This window comes from Nocardia arseniciresistens (genome assembly GCF_046764875.1).
GTDB classification, from domain to species: Bacteria; Actinomycetota; Actinomycetes; order Mycobacteriales; family Mycobacteriaceae; genus Nocardia; species Nocardia arseniciresistens.
On sequence record NZ_JBKORD010000005.1, the window covers coordinates 128,401 to 146,149 of the forward strand.

The window sequence follows — 17,749 nt, forward strand, 5'->3', positions numbered from 1 at the left end:
CAACCTTGTTGCTGCTGATGCGTGGGTGTACTCCTGTTACGGCAGTGAATGCTGGTGCTGTGCTGCTCTACCTGAAATACCTTGTGTCGCTGCGGATTCGCGTTGAACATCGGGCGCGCCCCGCAGGTGATCGCTGCTGGTCGTTTCGAGCGAACTGCACGCGGTCTCGACGGCGCAGGTGCTGTGATGTGCGGCTCGACCCCATCGATGAGGCCGGTGCCGCGCGGTAGCCGGGTCGACGGAAGGGACGAGCATATGACGAGAAAACCACTGCACCGGATAGCCATCGGGTTTCTGGTGTCCGCCGTCGCGACGCTCATCCTGGCCGCTCCGGTACACGGAGATTCAGGGAGTGCGTCGGGTTCGGGTTCGGGAAGCTCCGGGTCCGCGTCGGGTAGCTCCAGCGGCTCCGCGATGCTGCCGCTGCCGAGTACCGCGGGGCTCGGCGCACTGTCCGCGGCCGCGACCCAGGTCGGTAAGCCCTACGAATGGGGTGCCACGGGACCCTTCGCTTGGGACTGCTCTGGCCTGGTCCAGTGGGCGTTCCGCCAGGTCGGGGTGAATATTCCGCGCACAACCTGGCAGCAGGCAAGGGCCGGTGCCGCGGTTCCGTTCGGCGCGCTCTCGCCGGGCGATGTCGTCGTCCTCAACGGCGACGCCTCCCACGTCGGCATCTACGCCGGTTTCGGGCAGATCCTCGACGCCCACGATTGGGGTGTCCCTGTCGGCCTGCATCCCCTCAGCCAGTTCGACATCTTCACCATCCGCCGCTTCTGAACCCGTGCTCGTCGGCCGTCAGTCGACGAGTGCGCGCAATCGCGGTCCGTACTCCGGATGTGCGAGGGCGGAGGCGAACTGGGCGACCAGATAGTCGGCGGGGTTGCCGGTGTCGTACCAGCGGCCCCGGATGACCTGGCCGAAGACCGGGCTATCGGTGGCGTGCACGTTGATGGCATCGGTGAGGTAGACCTCGCCTTCGCGGTGTTCGTACCAGCGCTCGGTCTGCCTGCGCAGTTCGTCGACGATACCGGGGGTTACCACGTAGCCGCCGATCGCGGCGAAGTTGGAGGGGGCATCCTCCGGCTTGGGCTTCTCCATCAGGCCGGTGATGCGCAGCAGGCCGTTGCCCTGGTCGTCGGCGACCACCGGGACGCCGTAGCGGTGGGATTCGGAGGGATCCATCGGCATCAGGGCGAGCACCGGCGCGCCGGTGGCCTCGTAGGCGTCGATGAGCTGCTGGGCACGCGGCACCTCGGCGACGAAGACGTCGTCGGGCCACAGCACCAGCATCGGTTCGTCGCCCGCATTGCGGGCCGCGTTCAGTACCGGGGTGCCGTTGCCGTAGGGGCCGTGCTGGTCGAGATAGGTGATGTGGCCGAGGCGCGAGAGTTCACCGACCTCTTCGACGGCGTCGGCGTATGCCGTCTTGCCGTCCGCGCGTAGCTGTGCGACCAATGCCGGATTGGGCCGGAAGTGGTCTTGGATCAACGACTTTCCACTGCTGACGACGATGGTGATGTCGGTGATGCCCGACGCGACCAGTTCGCGGACAGTGTGCTCTATGACCGGCTTGTCGCCGACCGGCAGCATCTCTTTGGGGATGGCCTTGGTCAGCGGGAGGAGGCGGGAGCCGATTCCGGCGGCCGGGATCACGGCCTTGCGGATCTTCATAGACCGATCATCACATACCTGCGCGGCCGAAAAGTTCGATCCCCGGCCTTCGGCGCTGTCGTGTCCGCGTGCTGACACCTCGGACCGTGTATTCGATCGGGGCAGGTCACGGCCGTTTCATCGGAGCGGACGCGGTTCGGCAGGAGGTAGAAGGGCCATGGTGGCACTTGCATGAGATCGATAGCAACCCGACAGTGACCGCACAGGTCGGCGGATGCCGTATCTGTCGGTGACGCCGCGTAGATTCCGGGTCGTGAGCACCGACGACACCACCATCGCCGCAGGCGCGGTAGGTGGCGACGCGGGTGCGGGGGCTGTGGGCGCGACGGGTGCCGCGGTGCCGGTCATCGGCCGTACGGCGCGGCGGTGGGTACTGCACGTCGATATGGATGCCTTCTTCGCTTCGGTCGAGCAACTGACCCGGCCGACGCTGCGCGGGCGCCCCGTTCTGGTCGGCGGTGCCGGCGGACGCGGTGTCGTCGCCGGTGCGAGTTACGAGGCGCGGGTGTTCGGCGCGCGCTCGGCGATGCCGATGCATCAGGCACGGCGATTGGTCGGCGGCGCCGCGGTGGTGGTGCCACCGCGCGGCGCCGTCTACAGCATCCTGAGCGCGCAGGTATTCGATGCGCTGCGCAGCAGGATCCCGGTGCTGGAGACGCTGTCGTTCGACGAGGCGTTCGGGGAGCCCGCCGAATTGGCAGGCGCGAGCGCGCAGCAGGTGCGTGAGTTCTGTGAACATCTGCGGGCACTGGTGCTCGAGCGGACCGGGCTGGTCGCCTCGGTCGGTGCGGGCACCGGTAAGCAGCTGGCCAAGATTGCCTCCGGGCTGGCCAAACCCGATGGGATCCGGGTGGTTTCGCCGGATGAACAGCAGCAGCTGTTGGCCGGTTTGCCGGTGCGCAAACTGTGGGGGATCGGGCCGGTGGCCGAGAGCAGGCTGCGCTCGCTCGGTATCGAGACCGTCGGCGCGTTCGCGGCGTTGCCGGAGTCGGAGGCGGTGTCGATCCTCGGCGGCAGTATCGGCGCCGCGCTGCATCGACTCGCCCGCGGTGTTGACGACCGGCCGGTGGCCGAACGCGCGGAGGCCAAACAGATCAGCGCCGAAACCACCTACGAGAGCGACATTGTCACCCTCGCCCAGCTGCGGCCCGCGATCGAGGCGATGGCCGGTGCCGCGCACGCCAGGCTCGGCAAGGACGGGCGCGCGGCCCGCACCGTGGTGCTGAAACTCAAGAAATCCGATATGAGCATCGTGACCAGGTCTTTCACCTTGCCGTACGCGACAGCGGATCTGGCAACGCTGAGCACCGCCGCACAGCGCTCGGCGATCGATCCTGTCGAGCTCGGCCCGGTCCGGTTGGTCGGGGTGAGTTTCGGCGGGCTGTCGACGGTGCGTCAGGAATCGCTGTTTCCCGAACTGGACCAATCGCCGATCGAAGAGCACAGCGCGGAGCCCGAGTGGGTGCCGGAACCGGGTTCCTCGGCGCCGCATGCCGATTCAACGACCAGGCAGGCGGCGCCGTGGCACCCGGGCATGGACGTGGCGCATCCCGAATTCGGACACGGCTGGGTGCAGGGCGCCGGGCTCGGTGTAGTCACCGTCCGCTTCGAGACCAGCTCGACAGGGCCGGGTCCGGCGCGTACTTTCGCTGCCGACGACATCAGTTTGTCGCGGGCTGATCCACTGGGCAGTCTCCGCTGACCGGTAGCCTGTGAGACTCGTGCAGCGCTGCCGGTTCGGTTGGATGGTTCGGTAGGACGCTGCCCGGGTTGACCCGTACCTACTCGAACGTAAAGGACGAGCAGTTGAAGCTTCGTAAGACTGGACGTATCGCGATCGCCGGGCTGGCCCTCGCCGCCACCCTGAGCATGACCGCTTGTGGTAGCGACGACAAGAAGGACACCGCCTCGCCGACCAAGACTTCGACCAGCGCCAAGGCGTCGGCGTCGGCGTCGGCGGACCTGCCGCCGGTCCCGACCGTGGCGGAGCTGAACGATTCGCTGCAGAAGGCGTTGGATCCGTCGATCCCGAACTCCGACAAGCTCGACATGGTCCAGGGCGCCCAAGCCGACCCGGAGCTCCCCAACCGTCTGGCCGAGGCCGCCAAGGGCGCCAACATCCAGGTCGCCGTCACCGAGGTGACCCCCTTCGGTGACAGCGTCAACGCCAAGGCGAACTTCACCATCAATGGCCAGACCAACATCGTCGACGTGCCCTTCGTCGCCGAAGACGGCAAGTGGAAGGTCCAGAAGACCTGGGCCTGCACCATGCTGAGCAACCTCGGCCAGCAGTCGGTGGCCTGCACCAGCTAGTTCTTTTCGGCGTCGGCCGGCCCCTCGGGGTCGGCCGCCGGCCAACAAGTTTCATCGGCGAACTATTCCGCTACTATCGGGCACCGTGGCTGACACGATGGTGTGGGCGGGGCCGCCGTCCGTCGAGGAACTCGAACGAGGGACCGCACAACCGAAGACACGTGGGGGATGGACAGGACCTGTCGCCTTGATCGCGGGTCTGTTCGCCGCATTGTTCGCGCTGGCAGTGCCCTTGCTGCCGATTCGGATGGACGCGGCGACGCTGAGCTGGCCGCAGGACGGATCCGCTCGCAGCATCGAGGCCCCGTTGGTCTCCTTTGCGCCACTGACCTTTGATGCCACCCTGCCCTGCGCGGCGATCAACCAGCTCAGCGCCGAGGGGGGCGTGCTCGCCGCGACCGGACCCGCGGGAGCACCGAACCTCGAGCGGTACGGGTTCGTCGCACGCGTGCAGCCGCCGCGCGCCGAGGGCGTCGCTCGACTCGACGTGGTGTTGAGAAACCAGGCGCTGCTGAGTGTCCCGGTCGACCAACTGGTCCCGGGTTGCGAGCTCACCGTGCACGCCGACACCACCAGCGCGACCGCCACCCTCGTCGGGTTCGAGGCCCCTGGCTTCCCCGTGGTGCTCAACGGCGACTACCGCCCACAGATGGTCGGCATCTTCAGCGATCTGGCCACTGCCGACGGCGCGCAGGTCACCGCCGCCCTCGACACCAGGTTCTCCTCCACCCCCACACCGATCAAGCGCGCGGCGATCTGGCTTGCGGTGCTGTGCACGATTGTTTCGCTGGTCGCGCTGTACCGGCTCGATCGGCAGGACGGCCGTCGCACCCGCCGCATCATTCCGCGCCGCTGGTTGACGTTCTCCCTGCTCGACGGCGTGGTGCTCGGCACGATGGTGCTGTGGTGTTTCATCGGCTCCACCACCTCCGATGACGGCTACCAGTTCGGCATGGCGCGCGCGTCCGGTGCCGCCGGGTATATGGCCAACTACTTCGCGTACTTCGGCGTGCCCGAAAATCCCGTCGGCACACCGTATTACGACCTGATCCGGATCATGACCGAGGTCAGCACCGCCAGCCCGTGGGTTCGGCTGCCTGCCCTGCTCTGCGGTGTGCTGATGTGGCTGCTGCTCAGCCGCGAGGTCGCGCCGCGTCTCGGAGTCGCGGTGCGGCACAACAGGATTGCGATGTGGACAGGGGCGCTCGGCTTCCTGGCCATCTGGATGGCCTACGACAACGGGTTGCGCCCGGAACCGCCGGTGGCGCTCGGGCTGTTGCTCACGTGGTGTCTTGTCGAACACGCGATCGGGACGCGGCGGCTGCTGCCCGCAGGGTTCGCGATCCTGGTCGCGGCGTTCAGTTGTACTGCGGGGCCGTCCGGTGTCATCTGTATCGCAGCACTGTTGGGGGGTTTGCGGCCGGTGGCGCGAATCATCATGGCCCGCATCGGCTCAGCGGGTTCGGTGCGTACGCGGGTCATCGGTTACGCGACGCTGCTCGCCCCGCTGCTCGCGGCGGGTGCCGTTGCTTTGGCGGTGATGTTCGCCGATCAGCCGCTTGCCGCGATGTTCGAGATGAAGCGCATCCATCACATCGTCGGCCCGGACGTGCAGTGGTTCGACGACTATCTGCGCTACCAGTACCTGTTCCAAGGTGAGACCGACGGTTCGGTCGGCCGCAGGATCGGCGTCTTCGCGATGTTCGTCGGACTGGCCGTGTGCGTGCTCATGTTGCTGCGCAAGGGCGGTCGCATCCCGCAGACCGCGGCGGGTCCGACCCGGCGCATACTCGGTGTCACCGTCGGTGCGCTGCTGCTCATCATGATCACGCCGACCAAATGGACCCACCATTTCGGCGTCTACGCCGGTGTGGCGGGGGCCGTCGCGATGGTCACCGCTATGGCGGTCGGTCCGCGGGTGCTGCGCGCGCCGCGCAACCGCGCGCTGTTCGCCGCGCTGATCGCGTTCGTGCTCGCGCTGGTGTTCTCGGGCCCCAACAAATGGTGGTACGTCTCGTCTTACGGCATTCCGTGGTGGGACAAGCCGCCGGTCGTCGCCGGGCTCGAGCTCAACAAGTTGTTCCTCGTCGCCACCGTCCTGCTGCTGTTGGTTGCCGCGTGGTGGCACATCCATGCTCCGCAACCGGGTACACCACACCGTATTTCGCGCTTTGCTCGGCGGGTGTCGTTGCTACCGCCGCTGACTATCGCGCTGGCGCTGCTCGTGGTGTGGGACGTCGGATCGTTCGCCAAGGCGGCGGTCTCGCAGTATCCGGCGTTTTCGCTGGCGCGCTCGAATATCGCTGCGGTGTCGGGGGATACGTCGGGGCTCGCTGGCCAGGTGCTGGTCGAATCCGATCCGAATGTGGGGATGCTGCGGCCGTTGACCGGCGACGCGGTCAGCACATTGTCGGGCAGCGGAACCGGATTCAGCGGCAACGGTGTCGCCGAAGATCTGCGTCCCGACGACGAAGCGAGCTCGTCGGGCAGTATCGCCGACGCCCTCAGCAGCAAGTCGGCGACCGAGAACACCGCGGGAACCGCAAGCGCCGCACTACCGTTCGGCCTCGACCCGGCGAAGACGCCGATGCTCGGCACCTACCGTTCCGGCGACGCGGGCCCCGCCGACCTGACCACCGGCTGGTACCGCCTGCCCGACCCCGGTGATCGCGCGGGCATCATCGCGCTGAGCGCGGCGGGGCGGATCAGATCGGTCGACGCGGACGGCATCGTCTCGCCGGGACAGTCGCTCGAAATCGAGTACGGCGCCACTGATTCCGCGGCGTCCGCGCAATCTCTGGGCCGGGTCACCCCGATCGACATAGGTCCAGCGCCGTCGTGGCGCAATCTGCGGGTGCCGTTCGCCGAGATTCCGGACCGCGCCGACGTGATCCGGATCGTCGCGGTCGACCGGGATCGCAACCCGAAACAGTGGCTGGCGCTGACCCCGCCGCGAGTGCCGCAGACCAAAACACTCGAAGAGGTCGTCGGCTCGAAGGTCCCGGTGCTGACCGACTGGATGGTCGGGCTTCAGTTCCCGAATCAGCGTCCATACGACCACCGCGACGGCATCGCCGAAATCCCCGCCTACCGCATCCTGCCCGACCGCCCAGGCGCCGAAATCACCAGCCTGTGGCAAAGCCACGACGGCGGCGGCCCCCTCGGCTGGACCGATATGCTGCTGCGCTCGCGCAGCCTGGCCACCTATTTGAACAATGACTGGCGTCGCGACTGGGGCGAGCTCCAGCAGTTCAGCAGGACGGATGCGAGCGCGGAGCCGGCGCGACCGACGATCACCGAACAAGACCACTCCGGACTCTGGACCCCGGGGCACATCAACACCGACTACTGAGCGCGCGTTTGTCGAGGGCGTTCGTCGTGACGTGGGGAGGTGTCGCTCAGGCGGACGCGGGGGCCGTGATTCTTCTGACAATTCCCGGTACCGGGGCTATTCCCGGTACCAGGGAGAGTCGACGCCACGGCGTCAACCGGGGTTTCCGTAGCCTCCGAGAAAGCAGTTCGGCAGCCGGTGGCCACAGCTGCGGTGGGGAGTTCGATGAATGAGTCCAGCCGCGTGGTTCCGGGCGATTACCCAGCGCCTATCCGGCGGGGCGCAGGCGGCTGGTCCCGGCTTCGTCGGGCGACAGGCCAACGAGCTGGATGAGTTCGGGCGGGTCGCGCGCCGGGGGGACGGGGATAGTGCCGATGCCATCAGCAGAAGTGCCACTGACACGGAGGCCGGGACGTCCGGGATCCCTTCGGTAGGGGTCTCTCCCACATCTGGCCGCCGTGTTCCGTTGACCGACCTTTCGCATATGCCAGATATGGGTGACCTACTCCGTGCGGGGCCTACTGCGTCCGAGGCGGAATTGCATTCGCTCTTTTCCGGATTCGAAGGAAAATACGGTCCGTATACGTTGCATTTTCCCAAAGACGGATCTTCGATCGAATATTCGAATGCGACCCATACGATCAGGGGGGAGGTTCCCGGTATAAAGTATACTGCCATGCTTTCCGATAAGAACGGAATGTTCGTCGGAACTGTCACCAACACATTCTATCAGGACTCTCGAGGGCGGCTGGTTGTCGAGAATACCGGAATGTTTCTGAAGCCCAAGTATCACCGACAGGGATTCGCTACGGCATTCAATGCCTCTATGGATCAGTACTATCGTCGGTGTGGTGTCGATCGAGTAGAGCTGGCAACAGGGCAGGCCGGCGGTGCAGTCTGGGCTAAGTCTGGCTACGAGTATATTACCGACGATCCAGCCTTGCTTGCGAAGTCGAGGAAGTCGATCGAGGGTCGCATCTCGGCAATATTCGATAAGTGCTCGCCCGCTGATCAGGCGCAGTTAACTGAATTTCGCAGGCGGTTCGAAACGGGAAACCCCGCCGAGTATCCTTCACCGAACGAACTTGCCAGCCTGACGAGCGCTAATCCCGGACGCCGAGAAAAAAAGACTCTCGGTGAAATATTGATGAATACCTCCGAATGGTACGGAATGAGGGTTCCATGAACGCGACACCTGCTGAAGAGAATTTCATCCGTGCACGTAGCAAGGCTACGTCGGATCATTTCATTGAATTTGTTGTCGCTCGCGGGCTCGACATGGATGTCGACTCCTGGCCCGACGCCGATCGCAGCGAGTTCGAAATCCTCAACCGCGCTCTCATAGAGGAATGGAAGCGCAAAGCCCAGCAGCTGTGAGCATGGTGCCGAACTGCACGGTGCCGAACCAACTGCTCGCGGCACCGGTCGCCTGCACCTCGGCCAGCCACCGAGCTACTTCGCTGCACGATACCGACCGCAGTTCTAGGTAGCCTTGCGGTCATGTCGATTACCGTGCAGGCATCGGGCGCCACCGGACTTACCGCGGCGGAAGTCGAGCGACGTCGCAGCGACGGGCTCACCAACGACGTGCCGGACCGGGCCAGCCGATCGGTACGCGAGATCGTCCGTGCCAACGTCTTCACGCGAATCAACGCCATCCTCGGCGTGCTGTTCATCCTGATCGTGGCGACCGGTTCGATCATCGATGGCATGTTCGGCCTGCTGATCATCGCCAACAGCGGGATCGGCATCATCCAGGAGATCCGCGCCAAGCGCACCCTCGACGAGCTTGCCATCGTCAGTCAGGCGAGGCCGACCGTGCGCCGCGACGGCAAGTCGCTGGAACTCGCGCCGCGCGAGGTCGTGCTCGACGACCTCATCGAGCTCGGCCCCGGCGATCAGATCGTGGTCGACGGCGTCGTCGTGGAGTCCGCGCAGCTCGAGATCGACGAATCGCTGCTCACCGGTGAAGCGGACGCGGTGGATAAGAAGATCGACACGGAGGTGATGTCGGGCAGCTATGTGGTGTCCGGCAGCGGCGCTTACCGCGCGACCAAGGTCGGCCGCGACGCATATGCCGCGAAGCTGGCGGCGGAGGCGAGCAAGTTCACCCTGGTGAAGTCCGAGCTGCGCAACGGCATCGACACGATCCTGAAGGTGATCACCTATCTGCTGATCCCCGCGGGCCTGCTGAGCATCTACAACCAGCTGTTCTCCAGCAAGGAGAGCTGGCGGCCCGCGGTGAGCGGCATGGTCGCGGCCCTGGTGCCGATGGTGCCCGAGGGCTTGGTGCTGATGACCTCGGTCGCGTTCGCGGTCGGGGTGGTGCGCCTGGGTCGGCGGCAGTGTCTTGTACAGGAGTTGCCCGCGATCGAGGGGCTGGCCCGCGTGGATGTGGTGTGCGCCGACAAGACCGGAACTCTGACCGAGAACGGGATGCGCCTCTCGGATATCAAGGTGCTCGGTGATGTCGACGATGCCGAGGTGCGTACGGCGTTGGCGGCCTTGGCAACCGACGATCCGCGCCCGAACGCGAGCGTGCAGGCGATCGGCGAGGCGCTGCCCGACGGGCCCGGCTGGCAGCACACCGCGGTCGCCCCGTTCTCCTCGGCGAAGAAGTGGAGCGGGTTCTCCTACGGCGAGCACGGCGACTGGTTGCTCGGTGCGCCCGATGTGCTGCTCGACCCGGCCTCCGAAGATGCCAGGGTCGCTGAGGAACTCGGTTCGTCCGGCCTGCGGATTCTGCTGCTCGCGCGCAGCGACCGCCCCGTCGACGCCCCCGACGCCCCCGGCGATGTGGCGCCTGCCGCGCTCGTCGTGCTCGAGCAGAAGATCCGTCCCGATGCCCGCGAGACGCTCGAATACTTTGCCGGCCAGGATGTCTCGATCAAGGTGATATCCGGTGACAACGCGGTGTCGGTGGGCGCGGTGGCCTCCTCGCTCGACCTCGCCGGTGGCGAGCACGCGGTCGACGCCCGCGAATTGCCCGACAATCGCGACGCACTCGCTGACATCCTGGACCGCGAAACAACTTTCGGCCGCGTGCGCCCAGACCAGAAGCGAGCCATGGTGGCCGCCTTGCAGTCTCGTGGCCACACCGTCGCGATGACCGGTGACGGCGTGAACGACGTACTCGCGCTGAAGGATGCCGATATCGGCGTGGCGATGGGTGCGGGCAGCCCCGCGACCCGTGCGGTCGCGCAGATCGTGTTGCTGGACAACAAGTTCGCGACGCTGCCGTACGTGGTGGGCGAGGGCCGCAGGGTCATCGGCAATATCGAGCGGGTCTCGAACCTGTTCCTCACCAAGACCGTGTACGCGGTGCTGCTGGCCTTCCTGGTCGGTCTCGCGGGTGTCGGTTCGCAGATTTTCGGCTACGAGCCGATCCCATACCCGTTCCTGCCGAGGCACGTCACGATCGCGGCCTGGTTCACCATCGGCATCCCGGCGTTCATCCTGTCCCTCGCACCGAACAACGAGCGGGCTCGGACCGGATTCGTTCCGCGGGTGCTGCGTTTGGCCATTCCGTCCGGCGTGGTGATCGGCACCGCGACCTTCGCCTCCTATCTGGTCGCCTACGCGGGGCCGAATGCCGGTGAGCAGCAGAAAGAGCAGGCGGGCACTACTGCGCTGATCACGCTCATCATGATCGCGGTGTGGGTGCTCGCCATCGTGGCGCGGCCGTACGTGTGGTGGAAGGTCGTGCTCATCGCGACTTCGGTGGCCGCGTACCTGATCTTGTTCACCGTTCCTTTCACGCGGCATTTCTTCAAGCTCGACCCCTCGAACATCAGGCTCACCATCGCCGCGCTCATCTTCGGTGCTGTCGGCATCGTGCTCGTCGAGGCCGCCTGGTGGATCAGTGCGGCGTTGCGAGGAGAGAAGGGGCAACTGCTCCCGCCCGCCCCAAGCGGCGGAACCTGACAAACTGGACATCCGACCCGCCGCGCCGCGAGATACCTTGTGCGAGGCGATCATTCAGTGTTGGAGTACCTTTCCGAATATGGAGGTACTGCTGCACCAGATCGACGCGTTCGCCGACGCACCGTTCTCGGGCAACCCAGCCGCGGTCATGCCGCTGACCGCGTGGCTGCCCGATGAGCTGCTGCAAAACCTGGCGGAGGAGAACAACCTCGCCGAAACCGCCTTCTATACCTCGCAATTACCCACGGAGGCCGGTGCGCGACCGGGGGAGTGGCCCGCGTTCCACCTGCGCTGGTTCACACCGACCATGGAGGTGAACATGTGCGGCCACGCCACCATGGCCTCCGCGGCACAGATCCTCGAGGACATCCACCCCGGTGAAGATCGGGTGAGCTTCTTCACCCGCAGCGGCTGGTTGCACGTCGACCGCACCGACGACGACGAGTACGTGCTCGACTTGCCCGCACTCGAATCCAGGGAGATCGAACCCGACCCGGTACTGGTCGACGCACTCGGCGTCCGCGCGTTGCGCGCGTTCACCGGATTCGACGAGGTGATCTTCCTCGGCTCCGAACAGGAAGTGCGCGACGCCCACCCGAACTTCGCGGCGTTCCCGCCGCTAGCGTTCGACGCGGTCATCACAGCCCGCGGCGACACCTCCGACATTGTCTCCCGGGTCTTCGGCCCGGATCTCGGCGTGATCGAGGACGCGGTCACCGGATCGGCGCACGCCCAGCTGGTTCCGCTGTGGACACGCGAACTCGGCCGCACCGACCTCACAGCCCGCCAGCTGTCCCACCGTGGCGGCAGCATGCGCTGCGAACTCGCGGGTGATCGTGTCCTGCTCATCGGCCGCTGCCGCCGCTACCTCGACGGCGTGGTGACGCTACCGGACTGAGTGCCCGCGTCGCGTTCTCACCGTTCGGGAAGCGGGCCGTCGTCGGGGCCGGGCGCCACCACATCATTCTGGTCCGGAGGTAGCGGGACTACCGCGAAGCGGCCGGACACGGCGTCGGCGGGGAGGGCTTGGACGGCGCGGATTCCGTTCTGGGTGGACAGTTCTCGCAGACGCGGTAGCGATCCTCGCACGACGATGCCGATGGTGCAGGCGCAGCCCGCGCGCAGGCGGGACACCGAGATCGCGACGACGCGGGCGAAGCGCTCGTCGGAGGCAGGTTGCGCGAGCAACTGCCAGGCCGCGTTATCGGCGGAGGCGACCGCTGCTGCGTCGCCTGCCGGGACGGCGACGGTGACTATCGGGGTGTGGACGCGGGGAATTCGCGTTTGGTGGATCACCTGGGCGATGCGCAGACCGCCGCCGTGTGCCGGAATCCGGTCCGGCGTCAGCGTTTCGGTGAACGAGACAAGGGCCCAGTGCTCGTCGGTGTCCCCGCGGTCATCGGCGCCAGGGCTCGCGAGCGAGTCATGGGCGCGGGCAAGGTAGTCCGCGACCGGCTCGCCCCGTTCGGGGCCGAGCCGGTCGGTGGAGACGCCGGAGGGGACCGGCGGATTCAGCGCGCCGAGCACCGCCATCAGCACGACGAGCCCGATGGCTGCCGCGGCGATGGCGATCGCGCGCCACGGTGTCCGATCAGGGGCCGTGTCAGGCATTTCGCAGGACGTCGAGCGCGTTCTTCAAGTCCGCCGGGTACTCGCTGGTGATCTCCAGGTATCGGCCGTCGGCGGGGTGGTTGAAGCCGAGGGCGCGGGCATGCAGCCACTGGCGTTGCAGGCCGAGGCGCTCGGCGAGGCGCGGATCGGCGCCGTAGGTGAGGTCGCCGCAGCAGGGGTGGCGGATCGCGGAGAAATGCACCCGGATCTGATGGGTGCGGCCGGTTTCCAGATGGATGTCGAGCAGGCTCGCGGCCTGGAAGGCCTCGACGGTGTCGTAGTGGGTGACGCTCGGGCGTCCGTCGGCGGTGACCGCGAATTTCCAGTCGTTGCCTCGGGCCCTGCCGATGGGGGCGTCGATAGTGCCGCTGCTCGGATCGGGATGTCCCTGCACCAGCGCGTGATACCGCTTATCGATGGTGCGTTCCTTGAAGGCCCGCTTGAGCACCGTGTAGGCCCGCTCGGACTGTGCGACCATCATCACCCCCGAGGTGCCGACATCGAGCCGATGCACGATGCCTTGGCGTTCGTGCGCACCGGAGGTGGAGATGCGGTAGCCGGCCGCGGCCAGCCCGCCGACCACCGTCGGCCCGCTCCAGCCGACACCGGGATGCGCGGCGACGCCGACCGGCTTGTCCACCGCGACGATGTCGTCGTCGGCGTACAGGATCGTCAAGCCCTCTACCGCTTCGGCCTCGATCGTCAATTCTCGGCGGGGCTCGGGGAATTCGACCTCCAGCCAGGCCCCGCCGACGAGTCGATCGGACTTGCCCGCGGCGACGCCGTCGAGCTGTACCGAGCCGTCCTCGGCCATCGCGGCCACCGCGGTGCGCGAAAGGCCGAGCAGCCGTGCGAGCCCCGCATCGACGCGCATGCCGTCGAGGCCGTCGGGCACCGGCATGGTTCTGGTTTCCCTCATGCCGCGTTCTCCTGTTCGGTGTTCTCGGTCTTGCTGTCGTTGTCCCCGAGGGCGGTGTCACGCCCCGCCCGACGGCCGTCGGGTTCGAACCCGAACACCGTCAGCACGACCAGCAGGATGGCGCCGCACACGATCGCGGAATCCGCCACATTGAACACCGGCCACCAGCCGATCGCGACGAAGTCGACCACATGGCCCTGTAGTGGACCGGGGGCACGGAACAACCGGTCAACCAGGTTGCCGAGCGCGCCGCCGAGCACCATGCCCAGCCCGATCGCCCACCACAGCGAGCGCAGTGTGCGCCCGATGCGGATCACGCCGATCACCACGCCCGCGGCGACCAGCGTCAGCAGCCAGGTCATGCCGGTGGCCATCGAGAACGCCGCGCCGGGGTTGCGCACCAGCGACAGCCGCGCGAAATCGCCGATGATCGACACCGGTTCGCCCGGCTTCAGCTGAGCGACCACGATCGCCTTGGTGAGCAGATCCAGTCCGAGCAGCACCGCCGCGATGATCAGCAGCGTTCGCAGCCGCAAAGGCGCTGCTGGGGCTGCCGTCTCCCCTTCGTCGGATAGTTCAGGGGTCGTTGCCGCTGGTTCGGTTGGTGGCACAGCCTGTTCGGCAGTGTCTTCCTCGTTCGGCCGGTCGTCACTCACGACGACCATCATCTCTCGAGCAACCTTGGGCCGTTTGCACGCGGTCACCTGCATGTCCCAGCTGACACTCAGGAAGCGGTCGTACTCTGATCGTCGTGACGGTGTTGTCTTCCCCCAACACACCTCGGATCGCGCGATCGGGTGTGCTGCTGATGGTGCTCGCGGTCGGGCTTTCCGCGTTCGGTGTCGGTTGCGGCGATGGGACCGAGGCGCGCAGCGAATCCGACAGCACCGACCCGCTCGGAATCGGTAAGGAAGTGACGGTGCCGATCTCGGCGGCCGTCACAACGGTCGTTTCGCAGGGCGCCGAGCCGCGCGCCCTGCTGCGTCCGAGCTACCTACCCGGTACCGCCCAGCAAGTGACATTGCATACCGGCTACAGCATCCAGCAGCAGATCAACGATCAGCCGTCGCGCGATTTTTCGACGCCCGCGCTGACCATCCCGATGACCGCACGCGCGGACGGCGATGATGTCGACCTCACTCTCGGCACCATCAGCAGCCCGGACCCCTCGCTCGCCAAGGCGCTCACCGCGGCCGGTGGTTCGCACGCGGGCTTCGATATGAGCGAGCTCGGCGCGATCACCGCGCTGCGCCTCGAGCCGTCACCGGATACTTCGAATGCCGCACGTGCCGCGCTGGAGCAAGCCTTCTATCAAGCGGTCTATCGTTCGATCGCGTTTCCCGACGAGCCGGTCGGCGAGGGCGCGGTGTGGACGGTGCGCCAGGAGGTGACCGGTGGCGTCGCCCTTGACCAGGTGACAACCGCGACCATGACCGAGCGCGAGGGCGACCGGCTGACCATCGAGCTCGAGGTGACGCAAACGCCGAAGTCAGCGGTGTGGGCGATGCCCAACAATGCGGGCACCCTCGACATCCAGGACTACGTCATGCAGGGCACGGGAACGATCACCGTCGACCTCGGGCTGCCGCTGCCGGTATCGGGTTCCATCACCGTCGGCGGGCATCAGGCCTACCGCGACTCGCGCAGTGCGAGCATGCTGCGGCAGACGATCAATACACAGGTGTCGTGGACGGAATGACCAGGCGGGAATAGGCTCGGATCGTCCGACACTTCGCCTTCTCCCGGAGGTTAATCATGTCCGATGTCAAGCCCATTCCCGATGGATATCCGGTGGTCTCGCCAGGGCTGGCGATCGACGGCGCCGCTGCTGCCATCGACTTCTACAAACACATTTTCGGCGCATCGGAGCGGATGCGCATACCGGGCCCGGACGGCAAGATCGCGCATTGTGAATTGATGTTCGGCGATTCGGTCGTCATGCTCAGTGACCCAGCTCCCGATATGGAGTTCCTGGACCCGAAGACGGTCGGCGGAACTCCGGTCAACCTCCTCGTCTACGTCGAGGATGCCGACGCCGCCTTCGCCGCCGCCCTCGCGGCCGGTGCGAGGCAACTCACGCCCGTGGTCACCCAGTTCTACGGCGACCGCAGCGGCTCGTTCGAAGACACGTGGGGCCACCGCTGGACCGTGTCGACCCATGTCGAGGACGTCTCGCCCGAGGAGATGGACAAGCGGATGGCCGAAGTCTTCGGCAGTTCCTGACCGGTTCTACTCCGGCGCTGCCGCGCTACTCGGGCACTATGGATTCGCCCTCGACGCGAACTTTCTTCGCGGCGAGTGGGCGGGTCGCAGGACCGTTCACGACCGAGCCGTCGAGGCCGAACTTGCTGCCGTGGCAGACACAGTTGATGGTGCCGCCGGACACCTCGGCGACGGTGCAGCCCGCATGTGTGCACACTGAGGACAGCCCGACGAAGACGCCTGCGCTCGGCTGGGTTACCACGGTGTCGCCGTTGATCACGCCACCGCCGACCGGGACATCGGTCGTCTTTGCGAGGGCATTCGGGCTCGGCTGCCCGGCGGCGGTATTCGGGCTAGGGGTGGTATTCGGGCCGGGGGCAGCGGCGGTGGCGGGTTTCGGCCCGGATGCGGAGTCGTTCGTGCCGTAGGTGCTGCACGCGGTGAGCGCGGCCGCGGCCGCCACCGCACCTGCTCCGGCCACCACGACAGTGCGCCGCCGGACGATGCGTTCGTTGTTGGTCATGAGTGGGGCTCCGTTCAAAAAATGATGCCGTTGTTCTGGAAGAACCACAGGGCGGAGGTCAGCCAGATGCCGATGAGGCCGGTGAGCGTCAGGCCGCCTGCGACCGGAATTACCCAGCCGGGCAGGCCCTTTCGGGTCAGCAACAGCATTTTCGCGACGAATGCCCCGTAGAAGAAGCAGCCGAACAGCGAGTGCAGCAGCACCCTGGTCTGGTATTCGTGAAATCCCAGGGCGTACAGGCAGTGCACCGCGACCGGGACGCTGGCGAGCACGGCGAGTCTGCCGGACCAGACGTGTGCGACGCCGATCCAGGACGGTGCGAATCCGCGGATCTTGCCGTACATACACAGCGCGGAGGCGAATTGGAACAGCGCCAGCGCGGTCGCGAGCGTGGCCAGCCAGGTCTTCACCGCCGTCGGGCTGGAGAATCCGGCCACGTTGACCGAGAAGAACCGCGGGTCGTGCACTTTCCCATACACACCGAGCGCGACAGCGACGGCCGCGCCGATCAGCATCGGGATAACGATCGCCGCCGCCGACGCGGTCCTCGGCTGGGCTCGCACAGTCAGGGCCTCTCGATCAGCCGGCACTGTCACCACCGCTTACCTTGCTCGCAGTTACCTTCTTGCCGTTGACAATTGCCGTCGCGTCGGTCGCGAGGGCGGGTGCGGGCGAGGTGGAACCGTCGGCCGCACGCCGGACGCCGGTGACGCCACCGTTGGAGTCGACGATCCAGCTCTCACGCTCGCCACCGTCGTTGTAGACGTACAGCCCCGCGGGTGGCTGTACCGGCGCCGCGGTGAACCCCCACTGCTCGCCGCCGATCCGCAGCGTCCCGTTGACGGCCTTGCCATCGAAGCTGCCGTCGAGTCGCGCGTTGTTCTTGCCGGTCAGCTGCAACGAACCATTTGTCGCGCTGCCCTGTAGCCAGGATTCGATCGACTGGCCGTCGCACGCGTACGCGGTCGCCTTGCTGCCTTGCACGGCGATCGAGAGCGTGAGGGTGCCGCCGGACTGTAGCGGGATGGTGCCGACATAGTCGGCCTTGGCGGGGAACGGGGTCGCCGCGTTGATGCTGGTGGTCGGTGTGCCCGGTGTCGTCGCAGCGGCGGGTGCGGTGGTCGTCGCTGCCGCCGAGTTCGGCGTCGGCTCGGTTTCCTTGGACATATTGATGACGAGCAGGACAACGGCCAACACCGCCATCGCCCCGAGAGTGAGCAAAGGTCCCAGACGTTTCATCGGTCTCCTTGATGTG

General features: G+C 66.5%; 17 protein-coding genes. 10 read left to right on the top strand and 7 right to left on the bottom strand.

The features are described from left to right. The first annotated feature begins 255 nt into the window (after positions 1 to 255). Positions 256 to 777 (top strand): NlpC/P60 family protein, encoded by a 522-nt coding sequence (locus tag ACLMAJ_RS10530; protein WP_412013395.1) that lies wholly within the window; start codon positions 256 to 258, stop codon positions 775 to 777. An 18-nt stretch (positions 778 to 795) separates the two neighbouring features. Here ACLMAJ_RS10530 and ACLMAJ_RS10535 read toward each other — a convergent pair whose 3' ends face one another. Next, positions 796 to 1,671 carry a UTP--glucose-1-phosphate uridylyltransferase gene (locus ACLMAJ_RS10535; protein WP_412013396.1) on the bottom strand — a complete coding sequence of 292 codons (876 nt, stop codon included), beginning with the start codon at positions 1,669 to 1,671 and terminating at the stop codon, positions 796 to 798. Between the two features lie 385 nt (positions 1,672 to 2,056). Here ACLMAJ_RS10535 and ACLMAJ_RS10540 point away from each other — a divergent pair, with 385 nt between their 5' ends. The 7 genes from ACLMAJ_RS10540 (at position 2,057) to ACLMAJ_RS10570 (ending at position 12,137) form a co-directional block, all read left to right on the top strand. Further along, positions 2,057 to 3,373, top strand: coding sequence for a DNA polymerase IV (locus ACLMAJ_RS10540; protein WP_412013673.1), 1,317 nt, complete (start codon positions 2,057 to 2,059; stop codon positions 3,371 to 3,373). A gap of 104 nt (positions 3,374 to 3,477) precedes the next feature. Beyond that, entirely contained in the window at positions 3,478 to 3,984 is a 507-nt protein-coding gene (locus ACLMAJ_RS10545) for a WKL family lipoprotein (protein ID WP_412013397.1), read from the top strand. Between the two features lie 85 nt (positions 3,985 to 4,069). Next, entirely contained in the window at positions 4,070 to 7,336 is a 3,267-nt protein-coding gene (locus tag ACLMAJ_RS10550; protein ID WP_412013398.1) for an arabinosyltransferase domain-containing protein, read from the top strand. 655 nt (positions 7,337 to 7,991) lie between these two features. Further along, positions 7,992 to 8,501, top strand: a complete 510-nt coding sequence (locus ACLMAJ_RS10555; RefSeq protein ID WP_412013399.1) for a GNAT family N-acetyltransferase — start codon at positions 7,992 to 7,994, stop codon at positions 8,499 to 8,501. Further along, positions 8,498 to 8,692, top strand: coding sequence for a hypothetical protein (locus tag ACLMAJ_RS10560; protein ID WP_412013400.1), 195 nt, complete (start codon positions 8,498 to 8,500; stop codon positions 8,690 to 8,692). The genes ACLMAJ_RS10555 and ACLMAJ_RS10560 overlap by 4 nt, the downstream gene beginning before the upstream one ends. A gap of 123 nt (positions 8,693 to 8,815) precedes the next feature. Further along, positions 8,816 to 11,239, top strand: a complete 2,424-nt coding sequence (locus ACLMAJ_RS10565; RefSeq protein WP_412013401.1) for an HAD-IC family P-type ATPase — start codon at positions 8,816 to 8,818, stop codon at positions 11,237 to 11,239. Positions 11,240 to 11,318: 79 nt separating this feature from the next. Then, positions 11,319 to 12,137 carry a PhzF family phenazine biosynthesis protein gene (locus ACLMAJ_RS10570; protein WP_412013402.1) on the top strand — a complete coding sequence of 273 codons (819 nt, stop codon included), beginning with the start codon at positions 11,319 to 11,321 and terminating at the stop codon, positions 12,135 to 12,137. A gap of 17 nt (positions 12,138 to 12,154) precedes the next feature. Here the strand turns inward: ACLMAJ_RS10570 and ACLMAJ_RS10575 are convergent, their stop codons facing one another. The 3 genes from ACLMAJ_RS10575 to lspA are packed head-to-tail and all read right to left on the bottom strand — an operon-like array spanning position 12,155 to position 14,437. Continuing rightward, on the bottom strand, positions 12,155 to 12,850 hold the full coding sequence (locus ACLMAJ_RS10575; RefSeq protein ID WP_412013403.1) for a hypothetical protein: 696 nt from the start codon (positions 12,848 to 12,850) through the stop codon (positions 12,155 to 12,157). After that, positions 12,843 to 13,769 (bottom strand): RluA family pseudouridine synthase, encoded by a 927-nt coding sequence (locus tag ACLMAJ_RS10580; protein WP_412013404.1) that lies wholly within the window; start codon positions 13,767 to 13,769, stop codon positions 12,843 to 12,845. Before ACLMAJ_RS10580 ends, ACLMAJ_RS10575 begins: the two co-directional genes overlap by 8 nt. Further along, positions 13,766 to 14,437 carry a signal peptidase II gene (lspA, locus tag ACLMAJ_RS10585; RefSeq protein WP_412013405.1) on the bottom strand — a complete coding sequence of 224 codons (672 nt, stop codon included), beginning with the start codon at positions 14,435 to 14,437 and terminating at the stop codon, positions 13,766 to 13,768. The genes ACLMAJ_RS10580 and lspA overlap by 4 nt, the downstream gene beginning before the upstream one ends. A 140-nt stretch (positions 14,438 to 14,577) precedes the next feature. Here lspA and ACLMAJ_RS10590 point away from each other — a divergent pair, with 140 nt between their 5' ends. Then, the gene (locus ACLMAJ_RS10590; RefSeq protein ID WP_412013674.1) at positions 14,578 to 15,468 is read left to right on the top strand and encodes a hypothetical protein; all 891 of its coding nucleotides are present in this window, start codon (positions 14,578 to 14,580) and stop codon (positions 15,466 to 15,468) included. Positions 15,469 to 15,524: 56 nt separating this feature from the next. Further along, complete coding sequence (locus tag ACLMAJ_RS10595) at positions 15,525 to 15,992, top strand: VOC family protein (RefSeq protein ID WP_412013406.1); 468 nt, start codon at positions 15,525 to 15,527, stop codon at positions 15,990 to 15,992. Between the two features lie 25 nt (positions 15,993 to 16,017). On the opposite strand, the gene ACLMAJ_RS10600 is transcribed toward ACLMAJ_RS10595, so the two are convergent. The 3 genes from ACLMAJ_RS10600 to ACLMAJ_RS10610 all read right to left on the bottom strand — a co-directional run bounded on the left by ACLMAJ_RS10600 (position 16,018) and on the right by ACLMAJ_RS10610 (position 17,733). Beyond that, positions 16,018 to 16,494: a Rieske (2Fe-2S) protein gene (locus ACLMAJ_RS10600; RefSeq protein WP_412013407.1), complete on the bottom strand. Its 477-nt coding sequence runs from the start codon at positions 16,492 to 16,494 to the stop codon at positions 16,018 to 16,020. A gap of 14 nt (positions 16,495 to 16,508) precedes the next feature. Then, entirely contained in the window at positions 16,509 to 17,009 is a 501-nt protein-coding gene (locus tag ACLMAJ_RS10605; RefSeq protein WP_412013675.1) for a DUF6529 family protein, read from the bottom strand. A 64-nt stretch (positions 17,010 to 17,073) separates the two neighbouring features. Continuing rightward, positions 17,074 to 17,733, bottom strand: coding sequence for a hypothetical protein (locus ACLMAJ_RS10610; RefSeq protein WP_412013408.1), 660 nt, complete (start codon positions 17,731 to 17,733; stop codon positions 17,074 to 17,076). Positions 17,734 to 17,749: the final 16 nt, after the last annotated feature.